This is a genomic window from Clostridium sp. YIM B02569, from assembly GCF_022320765.1.
In the GTDB taxonomy this organism is placed as follows: Bacteria; Bacillota; Clostridia; order Clostridiales; family Clostridiaceae; genus Clostridium; species Clostridium beijerinckii.
Genome location: NZ_JAKJJX010000001.1, coordinates 26,275 through 49,840, shown reverse-complemented (window position 1 = coordinate 49,840; position 23,566 = coordinate 26,275). Strand labels below are relative to the sequence as shown.

19 protein-coding genes and 1 other annotated feature are annotated in these 23,566 nt (G+C 30.2%); of the genes, 17 read left to right on the top strand and 2 right to left on the bottom strand.

All coding sequences use genetic code 11. The features are described from left to right. The first annotated feature begins 80 nt into the window (after positions 1–80). The 4 genes from L3B96_RS00180 (at position 81) to L3B96_RS00165 (ending at position 5,280) form a co-directional block, all read left to right on the top strand. Positions 81–1,904 (top strand): sulfite exporter TauE/SafE family protein, encoded by a 1,824-nt coding sequence (locus L3B96_RS00180; RefSeq protein WP_238858523.1) that lies wholly within the window; start codon positions 81–83, stop codon positions 1,902–1,904. Between the two features lie 330 nt (positions 1,905–2,234). Further along, on the top strand, positions 2,235–3,494 hold the full coding sequence (locus L3B96_RS00175) for a S8 family peptidase (protein WP_238858522.1): 1,260 nt from the start codon (positions 2,235–2,237) through the stop codon (positions 3,492–3,494). A 126-nt stretch (positions 3,495–3,620) separates the two neighbouring features. Further along, positions 3,621–4,850: a cell wall-binding repeat-containing protein gene (locus tag L3B96_RS00170; protein ID WP_238858521.1), complete on the top strand. Its 1,230-nt coding sequence runs from the start codon at positions 3,621–3,623 to the stop codon at positions 4,848–4,850. Between the two features lie 73 nt (positions 4,851–4,923). After that, complete coding sequence (locus L3B96_RS00165; RefSeq protein ID WP_065415882.1) at positions 4,924–5,280, top strand: hypothetical protein; 357 nt, start codon at positions 4,924–4,926, stop codon at positions 5,278–5,280. A 242-nt stretch (positions 5,281–5,522) separates the two neighbouring features. Here the strand turns inward: L3B96_RS00165 and L3B96_RS00160 are convergent, their stop codons facing one another. Beyond that, complete coding sequence (locus L3B96_RS00160; protein WP_077830467.1) at positions 5,523–6,557, bottom strand: LacI family DNA-binding transcriptional regulator; 1,035 nt, start codon at positions 6,555–6,557, stop codon at positions 5,523–5,525. A gap of 446 nt (positions 6,558–7,003) precedes the next feature. Between L3B96_RS00160 and L3B96_RS00155 the strand changes: the two genes are divergently transcribed. The 13 genes from L3B96_RS00155 (at position 7,004) to L3B96_RS00095 (ending at position 22,615) form a co-directional block, all read left to right on the top strand. Further along, positions 7,004–8,296: an extracellular solute-binding protein gene (locus tag L3B96_RS00155; protein ID WP_236895064.1), complete on the top strand. Its 1,293-nt coding sequence runs from the start codon at positions 7,004–7,006 to the stop codon at positions 8,294–8,296. Between the two features lie 246 nt (positions 8,297–8,542). Next, a complete protein-coding gene (locus L3B96_RS00150) occupies positions 8,543–9,583 on the top strand; it encodes a sugar ABC transporter permease (RefSeq protein WP_238858520.1) in 1,041 nt (346 codons plus the stop codon). Beyond that, on the top strand, positions 9,583–10,440 hold the full coding sequence (locus tag L3B96_RS00145; protein ID WP_238858519.1) for a carbohydrate ABC transporter permease: 858 nt from the start codon (positions 9,583–9,585) through the stop codon (positions 10,438–10,440). The genes L3B96_RS00150 and L3B96_RS00145 overlap by 1 nt, the downstream gene beginning before the upstream one ends. Positions 10,441–10,561: 121 nt before the next feature. Beyond that, complete coding sequence (locus L3B96_RS00140; protein ID WP_238858518.1) at positions 10,562–12,934, top strand: glycoside hydrolase family 31 protein; 2,373 nt, start codon at positions 10,562–10,564, stop codon at positions 12,932–12,934. 34 nt (positions 12,935–12,968) lie between these two features. Next, complete coding sequence (locus tag L3B96_RS00135; RefSeq protein WP_238858517.1) at positions 12,969–14,633, top strand: alpha-glucosidase; 1,665 nt, start codon at positions 12,969–12,971, stop codon at positions 14,631–14,633. 218 nt (positions 14,634–14,851) lie between these two features. Beyond that, complete coding sequence (locus L3B96_RS00130) at positions 14,852–15,739, top strand: DUF1002 domain-containing protein (RefSeq protein WP_238858516.1); 888 nt, start codon at positions 14,852–14,854, stop codon at positions 15,737–15,739. A 131-nt stretch (positions 15,740–15,870) separates the two neighbouring features. Beyond that, positions 15,871–15,928, top strand: a sequence feature (sodium ion sensor (DUF1646 type); this cis-regulatory element may regulate processes involved in with the transportation of sodium ions). Positions 15,929–16,056: 128 nt separating this feature from the next. After that, entirely contained in the window at positions 16,057–17,259 is a 1,203-nt protein-coding gene (nhaA, locus tag L3B96_RS00125; protein ID WP_238858515.1) for a Na+/H+ antiporter NhaA, read from the top strand. A gap of 184 nt (positions 17,260–17,443) precedes the next feature. Then, positions 17,444–17,650, top strand: coding sequence for an alpha/beta-type small acid-soluble spore protein (locus L3B96_RS00120; RefSeq protein ID WP_011968779.1), 207 nt, complete (start codon positions 17,444–17,446; stop codon positions 17,648–17,650). A gap of 536 nt (positions 17,651–18,186) precedes the next feature. Next, positions 18,187–18,552, top strand: a complete 366-nt coding sequence (locus tag L3B96_RS00115; protein ID WP_011968780.1) for a metalloregulator ArsR/SmtB family transcription factor — start codon at positions 18,187–18,189, stop codon at positions 18,550–18,552. Positions 18,553–18,574: 22 nt separating this feature from the next. Further along, positions 18,575–21,004, top strand: a complete 2,430-nt coding sequence (locus L3B96_RS00110; RefSeq protein ID WP_238858514.1) for a heavy metal translocating P-type ATPase — start codon at positions 18,575–18,577, stop codon at positions 21,002–21,004. A 125-nt stretch (positions 21,005–21,129) separates the two neighbouring features. Then, positions 21,130–21,822 carry a Crp/Fnr family transcriptional regulator gene (locus L3B96_RS00105; protein WP_238858513.1) on the top strand — a complete coding sequence of 231 codons (693 nt, stop codon included), beginning with the start codon at positions 21,130–21,132 and terminating at the stop codon, positions 21,820–21,822. A 39-nt stretch (positions 21,823–21,861) separates the two neighbouring features. Beyond that, positions 21,862–22,182: a rhodanese-like domain-containing protein gene (locus L3B96_RS00100; RefSeq protein WP_011968783.1), complete on the top strand. Its 321-nt coding sequence runs from the start codon at positions 21,862–21,864 to the stop codon at positions 22,180–22,182. Positions 22,183–22,255: 73 nt separating this feature from the next. After that, positions 22,256–22,615 carry a C-GCAxxG-C-C family protein gene (locus tag L3B96_RS00095; RefSeq protein ID WP_238858512.1) on the top strand — a complete coding sequence of 120 codons (360 nt, stop codon included), beginning with the start codon at positions 22,256–22,258 and terminating at the stop codon, positions 22,613–22,615. 81 nt (positions 22,616–22,696) lie between these two features. Here L3B96_RS00095 and ablB read toward each other — a convergent pair whose 3' ends face one another. Then, on the bottom strand, positions 22,697–23,563 hold the full coding sequence (gene ablB, locus L3B96_RS00090; RefSeq protein ID WP_023976251.1) for a putative beta-lysine N-acetyltransferase: 867 nt from the start codon (positions 23,561–23,563) through the stop codon (positions 22,697–22,699). Between the last annotated feature and the right edge of the window lie 3 nt (positions 23,564–23,566).

Sequence of the window (23,566 nt, the reverse complement as noted above, 5' to 3'; positions counted from 1 at the left end):
ATAATCTATATATGTAATTTGAGTTATGGTTTAAAATGCATCACTGTCTATAATAAGCAGCGATTTATTAGGAGGAGATTATGAGTAGTATTAAGAGGGAGAATATTAAAGTTTATGATATGACATGTACGTCTTGCGAAAATAGAGTGGAAAGAGCTTTAATGAAAATTGATGGAGTTTTAAATGCTATGGCTAGCTATAGTGCACAGCAGGTAACGGTTGAATATGATAGCAAGCTTTGCAGTATGGAACAATTAAAAGAAGCTATTAATAAGGCGGGTTATAGTACAAAAAATTCGGTTAGCTTAAAATTTGCAGGCTTTTTAGTTATAGCAGCAGCAGTCTTACTTCTTGGGAATTCAACGGCAGGATTTGATATGAGTGCTAAGTTAAATAATGCGTCTTATGTAGTGTTATTTATTGTTGGAATGCTTACATCTATACATTGTGTTGGTATGTGTGGTGGAATAATGCTTACACAAAGTTTATCTAAAAATAGTATTATAGACGAGAAAGAGAATAAATTTAAAGCTTTAAAGCCTTCAATTTTATATAATGCTGGAAGAGTAACCTCATATACAATTATAGGAGGTATTGTAGGTGCATTAGGCTCTGTTTTATCGCTATCACTTAATGTAAAAGCTGGATTGCAAATATTTGCAGGATTATTTATGGTAATAATGGGATTAAATATGACAGGCTTTTCTTTATTTAGAAAGCTTAATATTAAGCTGCCATGGTCCTCTTGCAAAATTAAAAATAAACCTAAGGCTCCGTTTTTAGTTGGGATGTTAAATGGGTTAATGCCATGCGGTCCACTTCAGACAATGCAGCTTTATGCATTAGGTACCGGTAGTGCCATAAATGGAGCAATATCAATGTTTTTATTTTCACTCGGAACAGTTCCTTTGATGCTTATATTTGGTGCTGTATCGGGTTTATTAAGTAAGGGATATACGAAACAACTTTTAAAATTTAGTGGGATTTTAGTAGTAGTACTTGGATTAATAATGGGGAATAGGGGATTAGCTCTTGCTGGAGTTGGAATTCCCAATGCTAGTACACTAGCACAAAATTTTTCTGGAGATGGAGCTCAAGCCGCGCAATCCAATATAGGTAAGGCGACGATAGAAAATGGAGTTCAAGTAATTAGAATGACAGCAGATAATAATGGATATACTCCTAATGCATTTTACGTACAAAAAGATATGCCTGTTAAGTGGATAATTACAGGAAATCAAATAAATTCTTGTAATAATGCAGTAGTAGTGCCATCACTTAACATTCAAAAAACATTAAAATCTGGAGAAAATGTTATAGAATTTACACCTAAAGACGGGGACATAAACTTTAGCTGTTGGATGGGAATGATAAGAGGGATAATTAAAGTTACAGATAATCTTGATTCAGTGGATACATCGAAAGCAGATTCATCAATTCCGGCTCCTAGTAGTGGTATGAGTTGTTGTACAGGAACATCAGCAAGTAATACTCCTCAAGCTCCAAGTATATATGGTAATGATTTAAGTAAAGTTTCTACTGATAGGTTAATTAAAAAAGCTAATATTTCAGGAGACACCCAAAATCTAAGTATAAAGGGAACTGGTTATGAATTTGAACCACTTGTAGCAGTTCTACAAAAAGGCATAAAGACTAAACTTTCTGTAGATCTTAATTCCTTTGATAAGGCCGATGGAGTTTTCATAATATATAATGCAGATAGTGGAGACGAGGTAACTACTTTTACAGGTAGAAAAGATGTAGTAAATGTGGAATTTAATATAGACAAGAGTGGAACATACGTAATTGTTAAAGACAATGTAGTTGCAATGGGAATAGAAGTTACAGATTCATTAAAAACTGTAAATTTAGATGAAGTTCGTAAGAAACTTATAAATGAATAAAGAATAAATGAGAATTAGGGCTGGTATATAGCAAATTAATGTATATCAGTCTTTTTTTCGGTTAATTAAGATATGTATTAAAGATATTTATTATAAGCAGATAATATATGTTGCAATTCACAATTACAGCTAAAATTCTTGCAATATTTTCAGAATTATGATGAAGAATTATTTGTGGAATATATATACAATGAAAAATAAAGAATTTCACAAAAGCAACACAATTATGATGTATTATTATTTAACAATTAGATAAATACAGTTTATAAAAGGTATTATTGTTCATAATTAAAGATATTAGCAAGTAACTATGATTAAAGGAGGTTTTTTATGAGAAGTAAGTTAGCTAGATTTATAATAATTGCAGCTTCAATATTTACATTAGTTTCTGTTTCGGATTACTTACCTAGAAATAATGGCATGAATAGTACGAGTAATAGTGTAAGCAATTTTGTAAAATCACTAAGAAGCGGTGATTTAGATAGCCTTCTAAGTAGTGTGAAAGATATAATAAGTGTTGATAAAAATAATAATAATAAATATAACTTAGTGTCACCAAAAGATCTAGAACAATACATTTTAAATGAAATTGGTGATATAAAAGGGATTAAAATAATCAATGAGCCTAAAATTATAAAAATAATAAAACCCATACAGAAGACTCCTGTAAAAAGTGATTTTAGATTAGGAGAGATAAATGAAAATACTAATAAAGCTGTAAATGATCCTGGATATAAGTATGAGTGGGATATAAGCTATACAGAGGCGGATAAAGCATGGCCTCTAATAAAACAAAAAAGAGAAATTAATGTAGCGGTTTTAGATACAGGAGTAGATTACACACATCCAGATTTAAAAAATAGAGTATTAAAGAGCAAGGGGTATAATTTTGTAGATAATAATTCTGATACTATGGATGACAATGGTCATGGTACTCATGTATCAGGAATAATAGCTGCAAATGCTAATGACAATATTGGCATAGCAGGAATTGATGGGACATTAGATGTAAAAATAATTCCGATAAAAGTATTAGATAGTAATGGGGAAGGGGATATAAATGATATAGTTAAGGGTATTAAGTATGCTGCAGACAACGGAGCTGATATAATCAATTTGAGTTTTGGAGCTAATGAGAAGAGTAAATCAATTGCAGAAGCAATAAGCTATGCTAAGAGTAAAGGCGCATTTGTAGTAGCTGCGGCTGGTAATGATAATGAAGATAGTGATAATATCAGTCCAGCCGGAGATGGAGCTTTTACAGTAGCTGCAATGAGTTATAATTATAAAAAGGCCTCGTTTTCTGATTATGGTAATTGTATAAAAGTTTCAGCGCCAGGAGTAGAGATATTAAGCACGGTTCCAGGTGGCTACGAGGCATGGGATGGAACGAGTATGGCAGCACCAGTAGCAACAGGAATAGCAGCTATGGTTAAAGCAGAAGATCCTAATTTATCTCCAAGCCAGATTGAAGATGTTTTAGATAGTACTGCTAAGGATATTATGTCCAAAGGTAAGGATAAACAATCAGGATATGGACTTATAGATGCTTATAATGCTATCAAAAAAGTGAAGCAATTAGAAAAGTAATATAGATGAAGTTAATTTTAAAGAAGTTAATCAATAATTTATATAATGGTTAGCTTCTTTTTTGTTTCATGACAAAATATAACTTGTAATCATACTATATATTAAAAAGTTTTAGGAGAAAAATCAATGAATGATGCTTTGAAAAGTTGTCCTTTTACACTAAATACTACTAGAATTTGTGCTGATGATGAATTAGATACTTCTATAGAAATATCTAAAATTGGTTTTAATAATATGAGACCAAATGCTGTCATTTTAGTCAATAAAGATGAAGTTTTTGATGGAATTGCAGCAACATCCTTAGTACATTTTCCAATTAATGCATCACTTTTATTTACTGATGGTAATAGTTTAAATGAAAAAACCTTAGGAGAAATTGAGAGATTATCCCCTAAGGGATATAATGGAGTACAAGTAATTTTAGTCGGTAATATTTCTAAAAATGTATCTTTTGCATTAAACGATCATGGTTATAGAACAAAGCATATATTTGGTCGCAATTATTACGAGACTGCATGTATAATATCTAGAATAAGAAAAGAATTTAATAATATTCTTATAATTTCAGGGGAAGATTATTCAGAAGGAATTATTACGGGTTATTGGTCGGCACATCATGGAGATCCTATTCTATTTGTACAAAGAAACAGAATTCCTAATTGTACTATTGATATAATCAAGAAAATGAATGATATCAATATTTATATAATTGGTTCAACTAAAACAATATCAAAAGATGTTGAATACTATTTGTCGGGATTAGATAATGTTAAAAAGGTAGACAGAATTGGCGGGGAAAATCCATACGAAATAGCAGTTAATTTTTCTAGATATAATGATACGAAAACTGATTTTGGGTGGGGACGAAATTATAGAGGAGGTCATGCTTTTACGTTTGGACAACTTAATGAGCCAATGAAAATTATTGCTAGTGTAGTATTTGCTCATATGGGAAAACATACTCCGCTTCTTTTAATTGAAAAAGATAAAATACCAGAAGTGGTAAATAGATATATTAACTTAATTAAACCTATACAGCCCAAAGGAATGCCAAAACCTCCATTTATGCACGGTTTTATATTAGGGGATGTTTCAAATATAAGTTATAAAGCACAAAAAATGATTGAAGGAATGCTTTCTATTGATCAGCATATGATGGATAATGAAAATATGGAAGGTATGACGGGGAAAATGAAAGATAATGTTATGAATGCTGATAAAGAAAATATGATAATAAATAATGGTATGCAAGATATGAATGAAAATATAAAACATGATTCTATATATGACAAGGATTATATATTTGAATGGAGGAATTTAGGCTATAGAAAAGTTAATGTAGACGAAATACTATAATTTTGGGCTATAAATTATCACAATCCTTCTTGGTTTTGAATAAAATAATATTTGGAAGGAGATGGTTTAAAGAATGGATGTAGAAAAAGATAACTACAGAGATTTAAGAGGCCTATATGATAATTGCAAAAAATACATGTATTACGGAGCAACTTTAATAATGACAGATGGAAGTACATTTGATGGAATCATTGAAAATGTAGATGGAGATAATGTTTGGGTATTAATTGGTGAAGACGTAATAGATAAAGAGAATGAGGGAAATTCTAATCAGCAACGGCAATATGGAAGATATGGCTATAACCCTAGATTTAGACGTTACAGACGTAGAAATTTCCCACTTTCTGCTTTGGCAGAAGTAGCTTTGTTGCCTTATATCGCTCCACCAGTACCTTATCCTTATTATCCGTACCCTTACTATCCTTATTAGAGATATACTTAAAGAAGAAGCCTAATAGATAAAATATATAACTTTGTTAGAAACATGTGCATTTATAATATTGTGTAGGCAATTGTTTGATAAGAACAATTGCCATTTGTACTAATAAGCATAATGCAGGATTCTACAAATATCTATATTTTCAAAAATCATTATAACCATCAGATTTATTTAAAAAATGAGCTAAATAAATAGTTTAACGTGAACTATTTGATGTTTTCTAAGTTTGTCAGCTATTTTAAATTAGATAATTGTCCCACGGATTGACGTTCGACTAGTTCCACATCTAAAGTTATTTTGTTGTTGGATACAGAACCATTTTCTATATACTCTATGAGTAGATTTACAGCTTTTGTTGCTTTGGACTCTATATCCTGAGAAATTGTAGTAAGCTTTGGTGTGACATAAACGGATGGTAGAAGATTATCAAAACCAATAACTGATAAATCATTAGGAACAATTTTTCCGTTCAATTTAGCTCCTTCAATTATACCAATTCCCATAATATCAGCCGTTGTAAATACAGCAGTAACATCAAAGTCTTTATTACATATAGACCTGCCTAAATTGATACCAACTTCGTAGTTAGGCTCAACATCGACTATGAGATTTTCATTAAACTCAATATTAGATTCTAATAAGGCATCTTTATAGCCTTCAAGTCTTTTTATAATCTGAGGAATTGGAATATCATCTTTATGACATGGCCCTGCAAATAGAATTTTCCTATGTCCATTGTTTATAAGATAGCGAGTAGCTATATAGCCGCCTTTATAATCATTTATACCTACACTTATTATGTTATCAATTTCTGAATAACTATCTAGAAAGACCATTGGAAGTTTATTTTCCTTTAATATTGAATAGATAAGATTGTCATAGTCAGGCATTAAAAATATAGCACCATCCATATTCCAATTTTTAAGCAATGCAGATATATCTGAAACATCCTTAACTGAGCGAACCATTAAATAGTATCCGTTTTCACGAACAACATTTTGTATAATACCAAATAATTCACTAATATAAGGATCTTTAAACAAATTATTAAATGAACCCTTAATGGGAACTATAACTCCTATAATTTTAGAGGATTTAGCTGTCAAGCTTCGTGCAGTTAGATTAGGAACATAATTATATTTTTGTATTATCGTTTCTATTTTTTCTATAGTCTTTTTTGATACTTTTGAATGATTTCCATTTATTACATTTGATACTGTCATGATACTGACACCAGCTTCAGCTGCGATATCTTTTAGTGTAACCATAATTGCCTCCTAGTTTACCGATATACTATTATGAAGATAAGTGTATATAGATAATATTAATATATATTACATATTATTGCAATGAGAGCATATGCATTAATAATAAGAATTAACGTATGGAAAAGATACTTCATGACCTTTAAGTATAAGAAAAGTAAAGTATTTAGAGTAGGTTTAAACACTAGGTTTACGAAATGTTAAATGCTTGAATAAACAAAAGAAAAGTACTAAGAATTCTTAAGCTATTAAATTAGCTATATATAGTATTAAATATAAAAAATGTAGATAATTGAGGTAAAAATGCCTATGAAAACGATTGACAGAAAAAAGAAACAATGTTAATCTTATCATATAGTTTAGCGCTAAACATAATGACTCGAAGATAGGCATAATAATATAAATATAAATCATATTAATCTAAATAAATGTATATGAGGTGAAAAGATATGAGGAAAAAAGTGTTAGCAGCATTACTTGCAAGTACTATGGTAATTGGTTCTTTATCAGGCTGTGGAAGTAGCTCGAGTCAAGCTAGTTCTGATTCTAAAACATCAACTGGGAATAGTGAAGCAATTCGCTTCGTAAATACTAAAATTGAGATTGATAAGCCACTAAAAGAATTTGCAAAAAAATATCAGGAGAAAACTGGACAAGAGGTAGATATTGAATCTCTTGGAGGTGGAGTAGATGTTAATGGACAGTTAAAGAATTATTTAGCAGCAGGAAATATGCCAGATATATATGCGTTTGGACCAGATTCGTATGTTTCATTTAAAGATTATTTAACAGACTTAAGTGATCAAGAATGGATAAAAGATACTGATTTTGCATTTAAGGGTGATGACGGTAAGGTATATGGATTTCCATTTGCAATTGAAGGTATTGGATTAGTGTATAATGCGGATATATTGAAGAAGGCTGGGATTGATCCAAAGACTTTAACAAACATCAATGCTTATAAAGAAGCGTTCAAAAAAATTGATGGAATGAAAGATCAGCTAGGTATTCAAGCGGTTGCATCAGTAGCAGCAGAATCAGGACAAATGTATTGGTCAACTGGTAATCATATCATGGGGGCTTATTTATCAGAAGGACTAGATAGAAAAGATAAAAAATATATTGATATGTTGAATAAAGGACAATTAGACGATGATCGTTTTGGGGAATTTGCGGATTATGTAAAATTATTATTTGATTATGCAGACAAGACTGTTTTAATATCAGGTACTTACGATGATCAGTTAGCATTATGGGCAAAGGGAAAAACAGCTTTTATTACTCAAGGAAATTGGATAGATCCTTCTTTAGCAACATATGATGTGAAGTTTGATTGCGGAATTGCGCCACCAGCATTTACTACAAAAGATACCCCAGGTATTTTAGCAGATGCGCCAGCTTATTGGGGAATTTATAAAGATAGTAAAAAAATAGATGCGTGCAAAGAATTTCTTAAAGCTTTTGTCTCTACAGAAGAAGGGCAAAAATGTTTGATAAAAGATAGTGGAATGGTTTCACCATTTAAGACAAGCACTATTGAACCAGACTTACCTTTAGCAAAGAGCGAGAGCAATTATATTAAAAATAATCAAACTTATGCATGGGATTGGACACATATGAAAGATGGTATTGCAATGAATTCTACAGGACCTGTTTTTGAATTATATGCTAAAGGTCAATTAGATAAAGATGGATTTACAAAAGCAATGAAGAAAGCAGTTGCAGATTATATGGCAAAATAATAACTGTAGTATAAATTATATAGGTTACTTGCAAATAGAGTAGCCTATATTAATTATATTTTTTTATTCTTTAGGAAATTATAATGCAATTAAATCTGTGAATAATTTTTATAGTAGTCTATTTTATTAGGGTTAATTACTATAAAAGAATAAAAAAATAAATCATAAGGGGGGAAAGCATAAGCGCAAAGTATGAGCAATTACAACAATGATTATAATAATCATTCAAGTTTAGGAGGAAAAAGCATGAATGCAAATATAAAAAGATTGCTTTCAATCGGAGTAATGTTAGTTGGCATTTTAGCTATGACTTTTGCACTATATTTAGATATTATGGGTAGTAAAAACACGATGCGTGGAACTATATTAATTGTAGGTGCTTTATTAGTGATTTTAGGCTTATATAGTTTTCCAACTAAGAAGCATAGAATGATAATTAATATCTTATTTTTATTTCCATTGCTATTTGCATTTTTTGTAACTGTGTTAATACCATTTGTATGCGGTGTTTTTTATTCCTTTACTAACTGGAATGGGATTAAGTTTACGGAATTTGTTGGATTAGGCAATTATATCAGTATGTTTAAATCTGAGGACTACGTATATTCATTTATAGTGACCTTTATTTTTACAGTTGTTAATATGATTCTTGTAAATTCGGCAGCGTTTGCATTAGCATTATTTTGTACATCAAAAGTAAAAGGAAAAAATTTTTATCGTGCAGCTTTCTTTATACCAAATTTAATTGGAGGAATTGTACTTGGTTATGTGTGGCAGTTCATCTTTAATAAGGTATTCACAGTTGTGATAAATGGTAGTGCGTCTATGCTTACAAACCCTAATTTGGCGTTGATGGCAATTCTAATAGTTAGCACTTGGCAATATGCAGGGTACATTATGATGATTTATGTTACAGGATTACAAAATGTTCCTCAAGATATTCTTGAGGCATCTAGTGTAGATGGTGCAAGCGGCTGGGTTACACTGTTTAAAATTAAGATTCCAATGATTGCTAATACATTTACAGTTTGTATATTTCTAACATTGGTTAATTCGTTTAAGCAGTTTGATTTAAATTTAGCAATAACTAATGGTGCTCCTAGTAGAATTTTAAATGGAGATATTGTTCAATCAACGGAGTTTTTAGCTCTTAATATTTATAATACTGCAATTGGCAAAAATCAATATGCTCTTGGACAAACTAAGGCGGTTGTATTCTTTATTATATTGGCAGTTGTATCATTAACTCAGGTATATATAAGTAAGAAGAAGGAGGTAGAAGTATAATGAAGTCGATAAAAACAAGAAGTATGATTGGAGAAATTATTGGAATTATACTTGCTCTTATAATTCTTTCACCATTTATTTTAGTGATTTTGAATTCAGCTAAAACAAGTGCAGATATTGTAATCAGCCCTCTTTCTATTCCTAATAAATGGGGACAGATGTTAACAAACTTTAAAAATGTAATACACAACGATAGCTTTAACTATTGGAAATCTTTTTTTAGTTCATTATTTATTACAATCGTTTCGTTGGCTCTATTGTCTCTTTTTTCATCCATGACAGCATGGGTACTTTGCCGAAATAAGAAAAAATGGTCTGGATTTATTTTTATGCTTCTTGTAGCTGCTATGGTTATACCTTTCCAAGTTGTTATGCTACCTTTGCTTTCTACATTCAGAAATATATCTAATTTTCTTGGAATTCAAATGCTGCAAAGTTATCAAGGTGTCATATTTGCTTACCTAGGATTTGGCGGAAGTATGTCTGTATTTATCCTTCATGGCTTTATAAAAGGAATTCCACGTGAATTAGAAGAAGCAGCATGGATTGATGGCTGTAGCCCAGAAGGAACTTTCTTTAGAATTATTTTTCCCCTATTAAAGCCAGTTCAAATGACGATTTTGATTCTAAATGGGATTTGGATATGGAATGATTATCTATTACCATCATTAATGCTTGGGTTAAATGGTAAAATAAAAACTCTTCCAGTAGCAGTAAGTGCCTTTGTAGGATCCTACGTAAAGCAATGGGACTTAATTCTTTCAGCTGCATTTTTAGCAATGATACCAATTATCATCTTATTCTTATTTGCTCAAAAGCAGATAATTAAAGGTATAGTAGATGGCGCAATTAAATAAGTAATAAATTTATAAAATAATAGATAGTCGAAGTAAAAGATATTATTAATGAAAATCTTAAGTGGATTTTTGGGAATAAAAGCATTTTTAGAAAATGTTGAAACAATGGAGGTACTAGTGTATGGGAAAATATCAGGAAGAAAAAATGAAATTTGGTAAAATGCTAAATCATAAAATCGAAAATAACGTAATCAATATTAGATTCCAAGAAAAAGCTGTTTTTATAAAAGTATTGAATTCGTATATAATTAATTTCTTTGTGCCTTTACATAGGGAGGAAAGAAATTCTAAAGCGGTTGAAAATTTAAAAGATAATTATTATGATTTTCAGGTTGAAAATATAACAAATGGAATTCAGGTAACCACAGAAAAATTAGTTTGTAAGATTTATGATGAATTTAAAGTAGATATTTATGACAAGAGAGGAACATTGCTGTGTGCAGATTATAGAGGTGAAAGTAAACCTTTTAAAAGAAGATATGGTGATTATATACTTGCAGAATCAGAGGGGCATTCTCTTAGGGAAGAATCTGATTATAAGGTATATGTTTCAAAAAGAATGGAAGAAGAAATGCATTTCTATGGTTTGGGAGAGAAGACAGGGCATTTAAATAAGAAAGGATATCATTATGTAAATTGGAATACAGATAATCCAAAGCCTCATGGAGAAACATTTGATAGACTTTATAAGTCAATTCCATTTTTTGTTGGAGTAAGCAAAGATAACGCATTTGGAATATTCTTTGACAATCATTTTGAGACTCATTTTGACATGGGAAAAGATAATTCTGAATATTATTATTTCGCTGCAGTTGATGGGAATTTAGATTATTATTTTATTTATGGTCCATCAGTTAAAAATGTTATCAAAGGATATACTGAAATTACTGGGAATATGCCTTTGCCACAAATATGGACTCTTGGTTATCAGCAATGCAGATGGTCTTATGATTCAGAAGAAAGACTCATGGAAATTGCAAGCACTCTTAGAGAAAAGAAGATACCTTGCGATACATTATATTTAGATATAGATTATATGGATGGCTATAGGGTATTTACATGGGATAACGAAAGGTTTCAGAACCCAGAAGCAATGATTAAAAAATTAAATGACATGGGATTTAAGGTAGTGACTATAATAGACCCAGGAGTCAAAGTTGATAAAGGATATAAGATTTATGACGAAGGACTTAGAAAAGGGTATTTTGCAACTGACAAGTCAGGTATAACATATGTAAATGAAGTTTGGCCAGGAGATGCTGTTTATCCTGATTTTTTAAATTCAAAGGTTAGGGATTGGTGGTCAGAAAATCAAAAGATAATGATAGATTCAGGTGTGAGTGGAATCTGGAATGACATGAATGAACCTGCAAGCTTTAGAGGACCATTACCAGATGATGTTATGTTTAATAATGATGGAATTACAGTTAATCATAAAGAAGCTCATAATGTATATGGCCATATGATGGCTAAGGCTACTTATGATGGAGTGAAGAAAGCAACTGGGAAGAGACCTTTTGTAGTAACAAGAGCGTGTTATGCAGGAACTCAAAAATACTCAACTGTGTGGACAGGAGACAATCAAAGTACATGGGAGCACTTAAGAATGTCGATTCCAATGCTTATGAATCTAGGACTTAGTGGAATGGCTTTTTGTGGGACTGACGTAGGAGGCTTTGGATATGATTGTACTGGGGAATTATTAAGTAGATGGGTTCAGGTCGGAGCGTTCACACCACTTTTTAGAAATCATTCTTCTATGGGAACAAGGGATCAGGAACCTTGGACATTTGATAAAAATACGGAGGAAATTAATAAGAAGTATATAAAATTACGATATAAACTAATTCCATATATATACGATATGATGTGGGAGTGTAGTAAGAATGGAGCACCACTTATAAGGCCACTTCTATTTAATTATCAGAGTGATAAAAATACTTATGAAATTAATGATGAGTTCCTTTGTGGAGATAATATTTTAGTTGCACCAGTTGTTGAGCAAGGATTAAAAGCTAGAAGCATATATCTTCCTAAAGGGGAAACTTGGATAGATTATTGGACCAAAGAAGAATATAAAGGTGGACAATATATAATCAAAAAAACTCCGTTAGACCTATGTCCGATATTTATTAAAGGAGGCACATTGATTCCAATAGGTCAGGTACAAAATTATATTGGTGAAAAACAGTCTAATGCTTTAACTATAGAAGTCTATCTATCTAATGATAATTCGGATACTGAATATAATCACTATGTTGATGATGGAGAAAGTTTTAGATATGAATTAGGAGAATTTAATAATTATAGAATTAAAGTAGTCAATAAGGAGAGAGTTGAAATAAAAATTGACTTGATAAATTATAGGTATGATGACAAATATGAAAATATAGAATTCATCGTTCACAATTTAAATAAGAAAACTTTAGTCATAAATGGAGAAACAGTGGAAGTTATGAATGGCAAGGCGTTTATAGCTAATCCAACAAGATAAATATATTCAATACTAATTTAGGAGGTTTTACGTTATGAAGAAATGGTGGCACGACAAGGTAGCATATCAAATATATCCAAAAAGTTTTTGCGATTCAAATGGAGATGGAATAGGTGATTTAAAGGGTATTATTAGTAAGCTAGATTATTTAAAAGACTTGGGAGTGGATATAATTTGGCTATCACCAATTTATTGTTCTCCTTTAGTAGATCAAGGTTATGATATATCTGATTATTATAATATTGATCCAAGGTTTGGAACCATGGAGGATATGGATGAACTTCTAAGACAGGCAAAAAAAAGAAATATGTATATATTAATGGATTTAGTAGTCAACCACTGCTCAGATAAGCATGAGTGGTTTAAGAAAGCATTGGATGATCCAGAAGGAGAATATGCAGATTATTTTTATATTCGTGAAGGTAAAGGTGATAATCCTCCTTGTAATTGGCGCTCTTACTTTGGCGGAAGCGTATGGGAAAAGATACCTAATACCAATAAATATTATCTGCATTTATTTGCAAAAGAGCAGCCAGACTTAAATTGGGAAAATCCAAAACTAAAAAATGAAATATTTAAGATGGTGAATTGGTGGCTTGAAAAAGGATTGGCAGGTTTCAGAATTGATGCCATTATTAACATAAAAAAAGATTTGAGATTTCAAGACTTTCCAGCTGATAGAGAAGATGGACTTTGCAGCATAGATAGAATGCTAGAAGCAGCAGAAGGTGTAGGCGACATGTTAAATGAGTTAAAAGAGAAAACCTTCGAAAAATTTGATGCATTTACAGTTGGAGAAGTCTTCAATAGAAAAGAAGGAGAACTTGATAAATTTATAGGTGAAGACGGATATTTCTCTTCTATCTTCGATTTTGAAATGGAAGTCTTGGGAAAAAGTGAATTTGGTTGGTATGATAATAAACCTTTTTCAATTAATGAGTTAAGAAAAGCTATTTTTAGCAGTCAATTAGAGACTTGTGGAATAGGCTTTAAGGCTAATATTATTGAAAATCATGATGAGCCTAGAGGCGTAAGTAGATATATTCCTGAACAAGACTTGAATGATAAAAGCAAGAAAATGCTTGGGGCAATATCACTTATGCTTAGAGGAATACCATTTATTTACCAGGGACAAGAGATTGGAATGACAAATAACAAATTCAATTCGATAAAAGAATTTGACGATATTGCAACAATAGACCAATATAATGTAGCTATTGAAAAAGGGTATAGTGATGAAGAAGCTCTAAAAATTATAAATATATTTAGCAGAGACAATGCTAGAACACCATTCCAATGGGATGGAAGTGAAAATGCAGGCTTTACAACTGGCAGACCTTGGCTTAAAGTTAATGGAAATTATAAAGTGATTAATGCAAATTCACAAATTAAAGATGAGGAATCAGTATTTAATTTTTATAAGAAGCTCATAAATTTAAGAAAATCAGAAGAATTTAAAGATTCCATAGTATATGGAGAATTCGTACCTACATTAGAAGAATATGATAACTTATTTGCTTTTTATAGACAAGGAGAATCTAAAAAATTAATGATACTTGCAAATTATCAAAAGGAAGAGCAGAGTATTGATTTAGATAAACAACATGTTAAAGTGTTAATCAATAATTGTGAAGAAATAAAGAAAGATAAGAATAAAATCATATTGCAAGGATATCAAGTACTTATTCTTGAAGTTTAGTAAAGATAATATACTTGCGGTATAAATATTGAAGAAATATAATAGAATTCTCTCCAAAAGACCTGGGGAGAATTCTTTATTGCATACTAAAATATTAATATAAAAGTAATATAATAATAAATAAAACTTAATTATTTTTGTGCTATAATGAACGGGAATAAAGGAATTAAATTTTTGGACATAATTTATAGCATAATAATATAAGGAGAATAGAAAATATGAAATTCAAATCATTTATGTCAAAGGCAATTATTTCATCTTTAGCTTTGAGTGTGTTTTTTACTTCAGTTACAGGAGGACAGGCGTTTGCAGATTCATTTAAATCTGTTACGTTAGGAGCTGATTTAAGCGATGCTCAAAAGGCAGAAATGTTAAAATATTTTGAAGTAACAAAAAATGATGCTAATGTATTAGAGGTAACATCAAAGGAAGAGCATTCATATTTAGGTAAAGTTGCAACAGAAGCTCAACTTGGCAATAAAGCAATATCATGTTCTTATGTAGAACCGACTGAAAAAGGAGGAATAAATGTTACTACAAACAATCTTACTTGGGTTAATGACGGCATGATAAAAAATGCATTGATTACAGCAGGAGTAGAAAATGCCAATGTAAAAGCATCTGCGCCATTTAAAGTGTCAGGAACTGCTGCACTTACAGGAATATTAAAAGGCTTTGAAAACAGCAGTACAGGAAAAAAGATTGATGAAAATAAAAAAGAAGCAGCTAATGAAGAATTGGTTACTACAGGAGATATCGCAGAAAAAATAGGGCAAAATGATGCCAGTAATTTAATGAATGACATAAAAAAAGATGTAGTAAAGGAAAAACCAAAAACAGATGAAGAATTAAATAAGATAGTAGATAAGGCTGTCAAAGACTATAAAGGCAATTTATCAGATGATGATATAGCTAAAATTAAAGATGTAATGAGTAAAATAAATTCATTAGACCTTAACTATAATAATTTAAAAGCGCAGATGGATGATGTAACGAATCAATTAAAAGATAAGCTAACTAGCAAAGAAGCACAAGGCTTTTTTGATAAGTTAGAAAAGATGTTCTCTGATTTTTTAAGTTCGATTAAAGGTGCAGTTTCTAAGTAACAGATTAAAAGTTTATCTTAGTATAATTTAGTTAAAGTAAGAAAATGTAAATTTTAGTTACCATTCTTGAGCATTATAGTAATATATGATATAATTATTAATAAGAAATAAATGAATATATTAAGTTGTACGGTTGGGCAAATTTTATAATTTGCTTTCAAGCAATTTTAGTTTCTGGGGTGGGAAACTCTTTTTGAGTATTCCCACCTCTTTTTTGCATAGATTTTTAATAAATTAAGGGTTAAATAAGAGATTAAATTAATATCTTATTTATGCTGATTTTTGGGAATAAATAATTATGTGAAGGAGAATAAAGTATGAAAAACAAAATTCAAAATAAAATTTTAAATCCATTCTTGCAATTCTTTAAGAATGAGTCTTCGAGTGGCATAGTGCTGCTGTTTTGTGCAATTATTGCAATAATAATTGCAAATTCAAATTTTTCTAGTATGTATAATGATATAATTCATACTTATATAACTATTGGGTATAAGGATTTTTCTTTATCTATGTCACTCTTGCATTGGATTAATGATGGGTTGATGGCTATATTTTTTTTGGTAGTTGGAATGGAGATAAAAAGAGAAATAGTATTTGGAGAACTCAAGTCTTTTAAGAAAACTATACTGCCTGTATCAGCAGCTATAGGTGGAATGGTCGTGCCAGCTATAATTTATGCGTTATTCAATTTTAATCAACCGACTATAATAGGATGGGGGATTCCAATGGCTACAGATATCGCGTTTGCATTAGGAATACTTTCTTTGGTTGGTAAAAAGGCTCCAAAAGGAATAATAATTTTTCTTACAGCATTAGCTATAGTTGATGATTTGGGAGCTATTATAGTAATTGCTATATTTTATACAAGTGAAATTTCATGGATTGCATTAATCTTAGGTTTGATTATTTTTTTAGCGATTATCTTGGCTAATAAACTTAATGTTAAGAATAAATGGCTATATATTATTTTTGGAATTGCGTTATGGATTTGTTTCTTAAAATCTGGAGTACATGCGACAATTGCTGGAGTATTACTTGGAATGGGATTACCTATAGGAAAAAATATGGAGGAATTTAGAACATCAATTTTATATAGATTTGAGCATGTTCTAACGCCATTATCTTCATTTATAATTATGCCAATATTTGCATTAGCGAATTCAGGTATAACTATAGATATTAATAGTTTATCAGCAGCAATAATGAATCCAGTCAGTCTAGGTATAATTTTTGGATTATTTATAGGAAAACAAATTGGTATTTTTGGGGCTTCGTATATTTTAGTGAAATTAAAAATTGCAAAATTGCCATCTAAAGTAACTAAGAGGCATTTATATGGAGCAAGTGTACTTGGCGGAATTGGATTTACTATGTCACTTTTTGTTTCATCCTTGTCATTTACAGAGGAAAGTGCTTTATCCATGGCTAAAATAAGTATTATAATCGCCTCTATTTTATCTGCTGCATTTGGAGCTGCAATATTTAAAATAATAAGATTTAAAAATGAAGAACGATTGTAGTATAAATTTCATGAAAAATTAAAACTTATTTTTCTAAGGATAAAGACAAAGGAAGAATAGTTAAAGTTTTGTAATACAAGCCATCTGTGCTAGTTTTGTTAAGATTTTTATAGGTTATATTTTGTGATAGTGGTTAAGATATTACTGCCAAACAAAATCAAAAATTTAAGGGAGGTAGATTTATATGGCTTCAAAAAATAGTGGAACAAACAGAACATTGGTACCAGAAGCAAAACAAGGATTAAACAGATTAAAAACAGAGGTTGCTTCAGAAGTTGGATTAAGCAATTATGAAAGTATGGATAAAGGAAACCTTTCTTCAAGACAAAACGGTAGCGTTGGTGGAGAAATGGTAAAAAGAATGATAGAAAGCTATGAACAAGGACTATAGAAGATAAATAAAAGCAGATGTACTGAGTTTATTCTCAGTACATCTGTTATTTAGATTACATACATTCAAAGTAAAAAGCAAAATTTTACTTTAGCAACGAGTTCCTTTATTAATGATAAATTTAATTTTTAATAATTATATATATTGCAAAAATAATTCGTCATCATAATTCTAAAGATATTGTAAGAATCTTAGCAGTAATTGTGAATTGTGAAATGAGCATTGTAAATTGCGATATATATGAGTATATAATTTTATATAACTTCGGCATAGTATGTAAACAATAAGTATTGAGCTTATTGTTTTTTTATTCTTTAGGAATTTATATTTCAGTGAAATCTGTGGATGACTTAAAAAGGTTGATTAAATAGTTTTGGTATTTTAAAAAGAATAAAATCTCTGTTTCAACAGTCGCCTGTGATTTTTTATTGGAAAGGCTGAAAATTATTCTCATTTCTATTGACAAAATAAAGTAATGTCGAATATAATAAACGTATGAACAAATATTCATATGTTCAAACGAAGAGGTGAAGAGTATGGAAAATAATAATATTGAAGTTTGTAACTGCACTATAATTCATGAAGATATAATTAATAAGGTTAAGGAATCTATACCAGAGGAAGAAACACTTTATGATTTAGCAGATTTATTTAAAGTGCTTGGGGATTCAACAAGAATAAAAGTATTATGTGCATTATTTGAGGCTGAAATGTGCGTCTGTGATATAGCAGCATTGCTTGGCATGACTCAATCTGCTATTTCACATCAATTAAGAGTTTTAAAACAAGCAAGATTAGTGAAATATAAAAGAAATGGTAAGGTAGTCTACTATTCACTAGATGATGAACATGTTAAAAGTATTTTTGATCAAGGGTTGATTCATATATCTGAGAAAAAATAAGTTTTAGATTGGGGGAAACATTATGGCAAGCAATATAAAAATAGCTAGTGGTCCTGTTAACGCAAAATTATCAAAGAAAGATAGTATAAAGAAAGTAAAGAAAGAATTTATCTTAGAAGGACTTGGATGTGCCAATTGTGCAGCTAAAATAGAACAAAAAATAAATGAATTAGATGGAGTTAATTTTGCCAATGTAAATTTTCTTACTAAAACTTTAATATTAGAAACAAATGAAGTTAATAAATTAGAAGAGCTGATAGGAGCAGTAACTAACATTGTAACTAATATTGAATCTCATGTTAAAGTTGTAGAAAAGGTAACAGAAAAAATTTTGAAAAAAGAAATTTTACTTGAAGGATTATGCTGTGGTAACTGTGCTGCAAAAATCGAAAGGGAATCAAATAATATAGATGGTGTGAAATCTGCACTAGTGGACTTTATATCAACAAAGCTTATTATAGAGATGGAAGACCCAGCAAAAGAAAATGCCATTATTGATAATGTTAAACGAATTGTCAAAAGAATAGAACCAGATGTTAATGTTGTTGAAATTGATGGAATAGATAGAAGAGCTATGAGCAAGAATGAAAAAGTTGAAGAGGATAATGATAAGTTGGAAATTATAAGATTAGCTATTGGTGCTATAATTTTTGGAGCTGCTACTATTTTTAAATTTTCAAATTATATAGAATTATTATTATATCTAATAAGCTATATTCTTATAGGTGGAGAAGTGGTCTTAAGAGCTCTAAAAAATATAGCTAAAGGTCAAGTATTTGATGAGAATTTCTTGATGACTATAGCAACTATTGGTGCTTTTGCAATAGGCGAATATCCAGAAGGAGTTGCAGTTATGCTTTTCTACCAAATAGGAGAAATGTTTCAAGATATGGCTGTTAATCGCTCTAGAAAATCCATCACATCACTTATGGATATAAGACCGGATTTTGCTAATTTAAAAATAAATAATGATTTCAAAAAAGTAGATCCAGAAGAAGTTAAGCTTGGAGATATTATATTAGTTAAACCAGGCGAAAAAGTGCCATTAGATGGTGAAATAATTGAAGGAAACTCTATGGTTGATACTGCTGCATTGACAGGTGAGTCTGTTCCTAGAGAAGTAGGGGTAGGAGACAGTATTTTAAGTGGAGTAATTAATAAAAATGGACTTTTAACAATAAAGGTAGAAAAAGAATTTGGAGATTCTACTGTTGCTAAGATACTGGATTTAGTTCAAAATGCAAGTGGAAAAAAGGCTCCGACAGAAAATTTTATAACAAAGTTTGCTAGATATTATACTCCTGCTGTTGTTTTTGCAGCTTTAGCACTAGCTGTAATACCACCAATTGTTATTGAGGGAGCAACATTCTCACAGTGGATTTATAGAGCATTAGCATTCTTAGTTGTATCTTGTCCATGTGCATTAGTTGTATCTATACCTCTAGGATTTTTTGGAGGAATAGGTGGAGCATCAAAAAATGGGATACTCGTTAAAGGTGGGAATTACCTTGAAGCATTAAATAATGTTGAAACAGTTGTGTTTGATAAAACAGGAACTCTTACAAAAGGAATATTTAAAGTGACAGAAATAAGGCCAGAAAATAATATTTCAAAAGATGAACTCATAGCTTGTGCGGCTTATGCAGAAAATTACTCAAATCATCCAATAGCAACTTCTATATTAAGAGCTTATGATAAAGAGATAATTACAGATAAGATAACAGGTTATGAAGAAATATCAGGGCACGGCGTAAAAGTTGTTCTAGATGGAAAAGAGGTATTTGCTGGAAACTACAAGTTAATGGATAAGGAGAATATATCTTATAACAAAGTAGATGAAATAGGAACTGTAGTCCATATTGCTATAGAAAAGAAATATGCAGGTTATATTGTTATTTCAGATGAAGTAAAAGAAGATTCATTAAAGGCTATAAAAGCTTTAAAAGAAATAGGTATTAAGAAGACAGTAATGCTTACAGGTGATAATAAAACTGTTGGAAGTAAAATTGCTAAAGAATTAGGTTTGGATGAAGTTCATGCTGAACTATTACCAGATCAAAAAGTAGAAAAGCTAGAGCTATTGTTTAAGGAAAAATCACCTAGAGGCAAGATAGTATTTGTTGGAGATGGAATAAATGATGCGCCAGTTCTAGCGAGGGCTGATATAGGTATAGCAATGGGCGGTGTTGGCTCAGATGCAGCAATTGAAGCTGCTGATGTAGTTATAATGACAGATGAACCATCAAAAATAGCTTCGGCTATAAAGATTGCAAAGAAGACTAGAACTATAGTAATGCAAAATATAGTTTTCGCATTAGGTATTAAATTGATAATATTGGCGCTTGTAGCTGTAGGTATGGGCACTATGTGGGAAGCGGTATTTGGTGATGTTGGAGTTGCATTGCTTGCAGTCTTAAATGCTATGAGAGCTATGAAAGTAGATAATATATAGTTATAGATTGGTGTAGTCATAATATTGCTATGACTACACTTTTTAAATGCAAATTTTTTTCTTATGTGACTAAGTCACACAAATTTATTAAAAAAAAGAATATAATACAATAAAGGAGGGATGAAGTGAATAATAGAATTGAAATATCAAGTGGGAATAGGTTGGAATATATAAAATCTCTATATAAGGTATATCCGGTGTTATATGAGATTAATAAAAAGAATAATGAAGTAATAAACGAACAAGCTGATTTTAAAACTTTATATGCTGATGAATATGTAGAAGCCACAGAGAAAGCGTGTAAAGGGATATTATTTGTTATAAAAGGTGTAATAAAAATACAAAAAATTAATAAGAATGGTGAAGAAACTAACCTTTATAATATAAGCCAAGGTGAATTTTGTCATGAAGCCTTAAGCTGCTTATCAGATTTGGAATCATTAAATATAACAGGTAAGGCAATTCAAGATTCTAAGGTATGCATAATTCCTTTTGAAGTGGTTAAAAAATATTTTATTAGTGATAATGACTTCTTATTATATATATATAAAGATTTGTATAATAAGTTTAATACTATCATAGGGAATAAAGAAGAAATTATTCATGAATCCCTTGAAACAAGGCTTATAAAATTGCTAATAAGCAAGAAAAGCAAAATAATTTATGCGACTCATAGTGAATTGGCTTTTGAAATTGATTCAGTTCGTGAAGTTATAAGTAGAAAGCTAAAGAATTTAGAAAAGCTTGGGTATATAAAATTAGAAAGAGGCAAAATAATCATACTTAAGGATTTAAATAAAATATTAAAAGATAATTAGAGATGAGAAATTAGGAAAGTATTTTAGGAGGAAGTTATAGTGTTTGAATTTTTAAAAAAAGATGATGGAAGAGTTATTAATGTAAATGAAATTGATGATCTAATAGGAAAAGTTGAATTGATTGATATAAGAGAAGAATATGAGTATAAAGGTGGAAGTATAAAAAGTGCCCAAAATATTCCTATGGGAGAGCTTTTAGATGAACCAGAGAAATACTTAAATAAAAGCAAAGAATACTATATAATGTGCCAATCAGGGGGAAGAAGTGCAAGAACGTGCAACAATCTAAGAAATCAGGGTTTCAAGGTTATAAATGTTGCAGGAGGAATGGGCTCTTATATAGGAAACAAAAGAAAATAAAGTACATAATACTAAGTAGTATTATTATTATTTTATAAATAATAATTATTTTGCTAGATTGAGGGGATATAACATGAAGAAAGTTATTGAATTTCATAAAGAAGGATATAATTGTGCAGAATCTATACTTAAAGCATTTAATGAGGATACAGGATCTGAAATTCCAATTGCAATAGCAAGTCCTTTTGGAGGAGGCATGACTATTGGAAGTACATGCGGAGCAATCACTGGAACTTTAATGGCGATAGGTGCATTAAAAGGAAGAAATAGTAGTGAAGAAAAAAATAATTCAAGAGTAGTAACTAGAGAAATTATAAATAAAGTTAAAGAGAAGTATGGTACTCTTGAGTGTATTGAGCTTAAGAAAAAAGGTATAACTTGTGATGAAATTATAGAATATGCTTATAATATTTTGAATGAATATGCAAAATAGCATGATAAAAGAGGGGATTAAAAAATATTGTTTATTTGCTTCATGCAAATAAATAATATTTTTTACTATAATAAAACTAATTTAAAAGCTTGTACTATTTATGTTTTTTACCCAAAGGTTCATGTCTTCAAAGGTACCGCATATATTACAATTGTTTACTAGTCTGCCAGCAAAATTATAATTATGCTTACTTAGAACAAAGTTAATGCTAGGATTTATTGATCTAGATAAACTATATAAACAGAGAAAACCCTTAGTTTTTAAGTCTGATTCTAAAGAATAAATAATGTTTGATAATATGCCTATGCCTCTATAGGATGGATGAGTAGCACAGTCAGTTATTTCAGCATTCAAATTTTCTTTATTCATATCCGCTGAAGCTATGCTGATTATTTTTCCATTATATACGGCAACTTTGTATAGAACTTTATCATTCATTGTTTGTTTTAAATATTCTTCATCATAAATAGGTGATTGATAAGTTAAGAAAACGGTGGAAAACAAATCTATCATTTCTTTTATATCATTTTTATTTGCGTTTCGAATAAGGTATCCTAAATTATTTTTTTGATGCGCATATGTGTTCCTAACATTCTGACATTCTTTTATTAATAGTTCTTTTCTTGCAAAATTGCTGCAAACTTTTCTATCGCTATTAATAAAGTATGACATACAAAAAGCATCGTTACCTTTAAAATATCCATTGATCTTGCCTTCGGAATTGAATCCCGCATTAATAAAAGTTTCAAATGATTTAGTATCACAATTACAAATAATTTTACTTAAATGTTGTTTTGATGCAAAGTGAATTATTCTTTTCAAGTTTTGCATTGATATGGCATTAAAGTCAATTATTTTTATTCGCTTGTTAGGTAAATCTACTAATATTTTAGTCCGATCTATTTTTGCGTAAAAAGTATTATTTAATTCACATCTACTTGCTCTCATTAA

Excerpts from the sequence above, each read along its gene's own strand:
- L3B96_RS00165 (WP_065415882.1), top strand. The coding sequence starts at position 4,924 with ATGGATGTAGAAAAAGATAACTACAGAGATTTAAGAGGCCTATATGAT.
- L3B96_RS00110 (WP_238858514.1), top strand. The coding sequence starts at position 18,575 with ATGGCAAGCAATATAAAAATAGCTAGTGGTCCTGTTAACGCAAAATTA.
- L3B96_RS00095 (WP_238858512.1), top strand. The coding sequence starts at position 22,256 with ATGAAGAAAGTTATTGAATTTCATAAAGAAGGATATAATTGTGCAGAA.
- L3B96_RS00140 (WP_238858518.1), top strand. The coding sequence starts at position 10,562 with ATGGGAAAATATCAGGAAGAAAAAATGAAATTTGGTAAAATGCTAAAT.
- ablB (WP_023976251.1), bottom strand. The coding sequence starts at position 23,563 with ATGAGAGCAAGTAGATGTGAATTAAATAATACTTTTTACGCAAAAATA.
- L3B96_RS00130 (WP_238858516.1), top strand. The coding sequence starts at position 14,852 with ATGAAATTCAAATCATTTATGTCAAAGGCAATTATTTCATCTTTAGCT.
- nhaA (WP_238858515.1), top strand. The coding sequence starts at position 16,057 with ATGAAAAACAAAATTCAAAATAAAATTTTAAATCCATTCTTGCAATTC.
- L3B96_RS00145 (WP_238858519.1), top strand. The coding sequence starts at position 9,583 with ATGAAGTCGATAAAAACAAGAAGTATGATTGGAGAAATTATTGGAATT.
- L3B96_RS00135 (WP_238858517.1), top strand. The coding sequence starts at position 12,969 with ATGAAGAAATGGTGGCACGACAAGGTAGCATATCAAATATATCCAAAA.
- L3B96_RS00150 (WP_238858520.1), top strand. The coding sequence starts at position 8,543 with ATGAATGCAAATATAAAAAGATTGCTTTCAATCGGAGTAATGTTAGTT.
- L3B96_RS00160 (WP_077830467.1), bottom strand. The coding sequence starts at position 6,557 with ATGGTTACACTAAAAGATATCGCAGCTGAAGCTGGTGTCAGTATCATG.
- L3B96_RS00155 (WP_236895064.1), top strand. The coding sequence starts at position 7,004 with ATGAGGAAAAAAGTGTTAGCAGCATTACTTGCAAGTACTATGGTAATT.
- L3B96_RS00170 (WP_238858521.1), top strand. The coding sequence starts at position 3,621 with ATGAATGATGCTTTGAAAAGTTGTCCTTTTACACTAAATACTACTAGA.
- L3B96_RS00175 (WP_238858522.1), top strand. The coding sequence starts at position 2,235 with ATGAGAAGTAAGTTAGCTAGATTTATAATAATTGCAGCTTCAATATTT.
- L3B96_RS00115 (WP_011968780.1), top strand. The coding sequence starts at position 18,187 with ATGGAAAATAATAATATTGAAGTTTGTAACTGCACTATAATTCATGAA.
- L3B96_RS00180 (WP_238858523.1), top strand. The coding sequence starts at position 81 with ATGAGTAGTATTAAGAGGGAGAATATTAAAGTTTATGATATGACATGT.
- L3B96_RS00120 (WP_011968779.1), top strand. The coding sequence starts at position 17,444 with ATGGCTTCAAAAAATAGTGGAACAAACAGAACATTGGTACCAGAAGCA.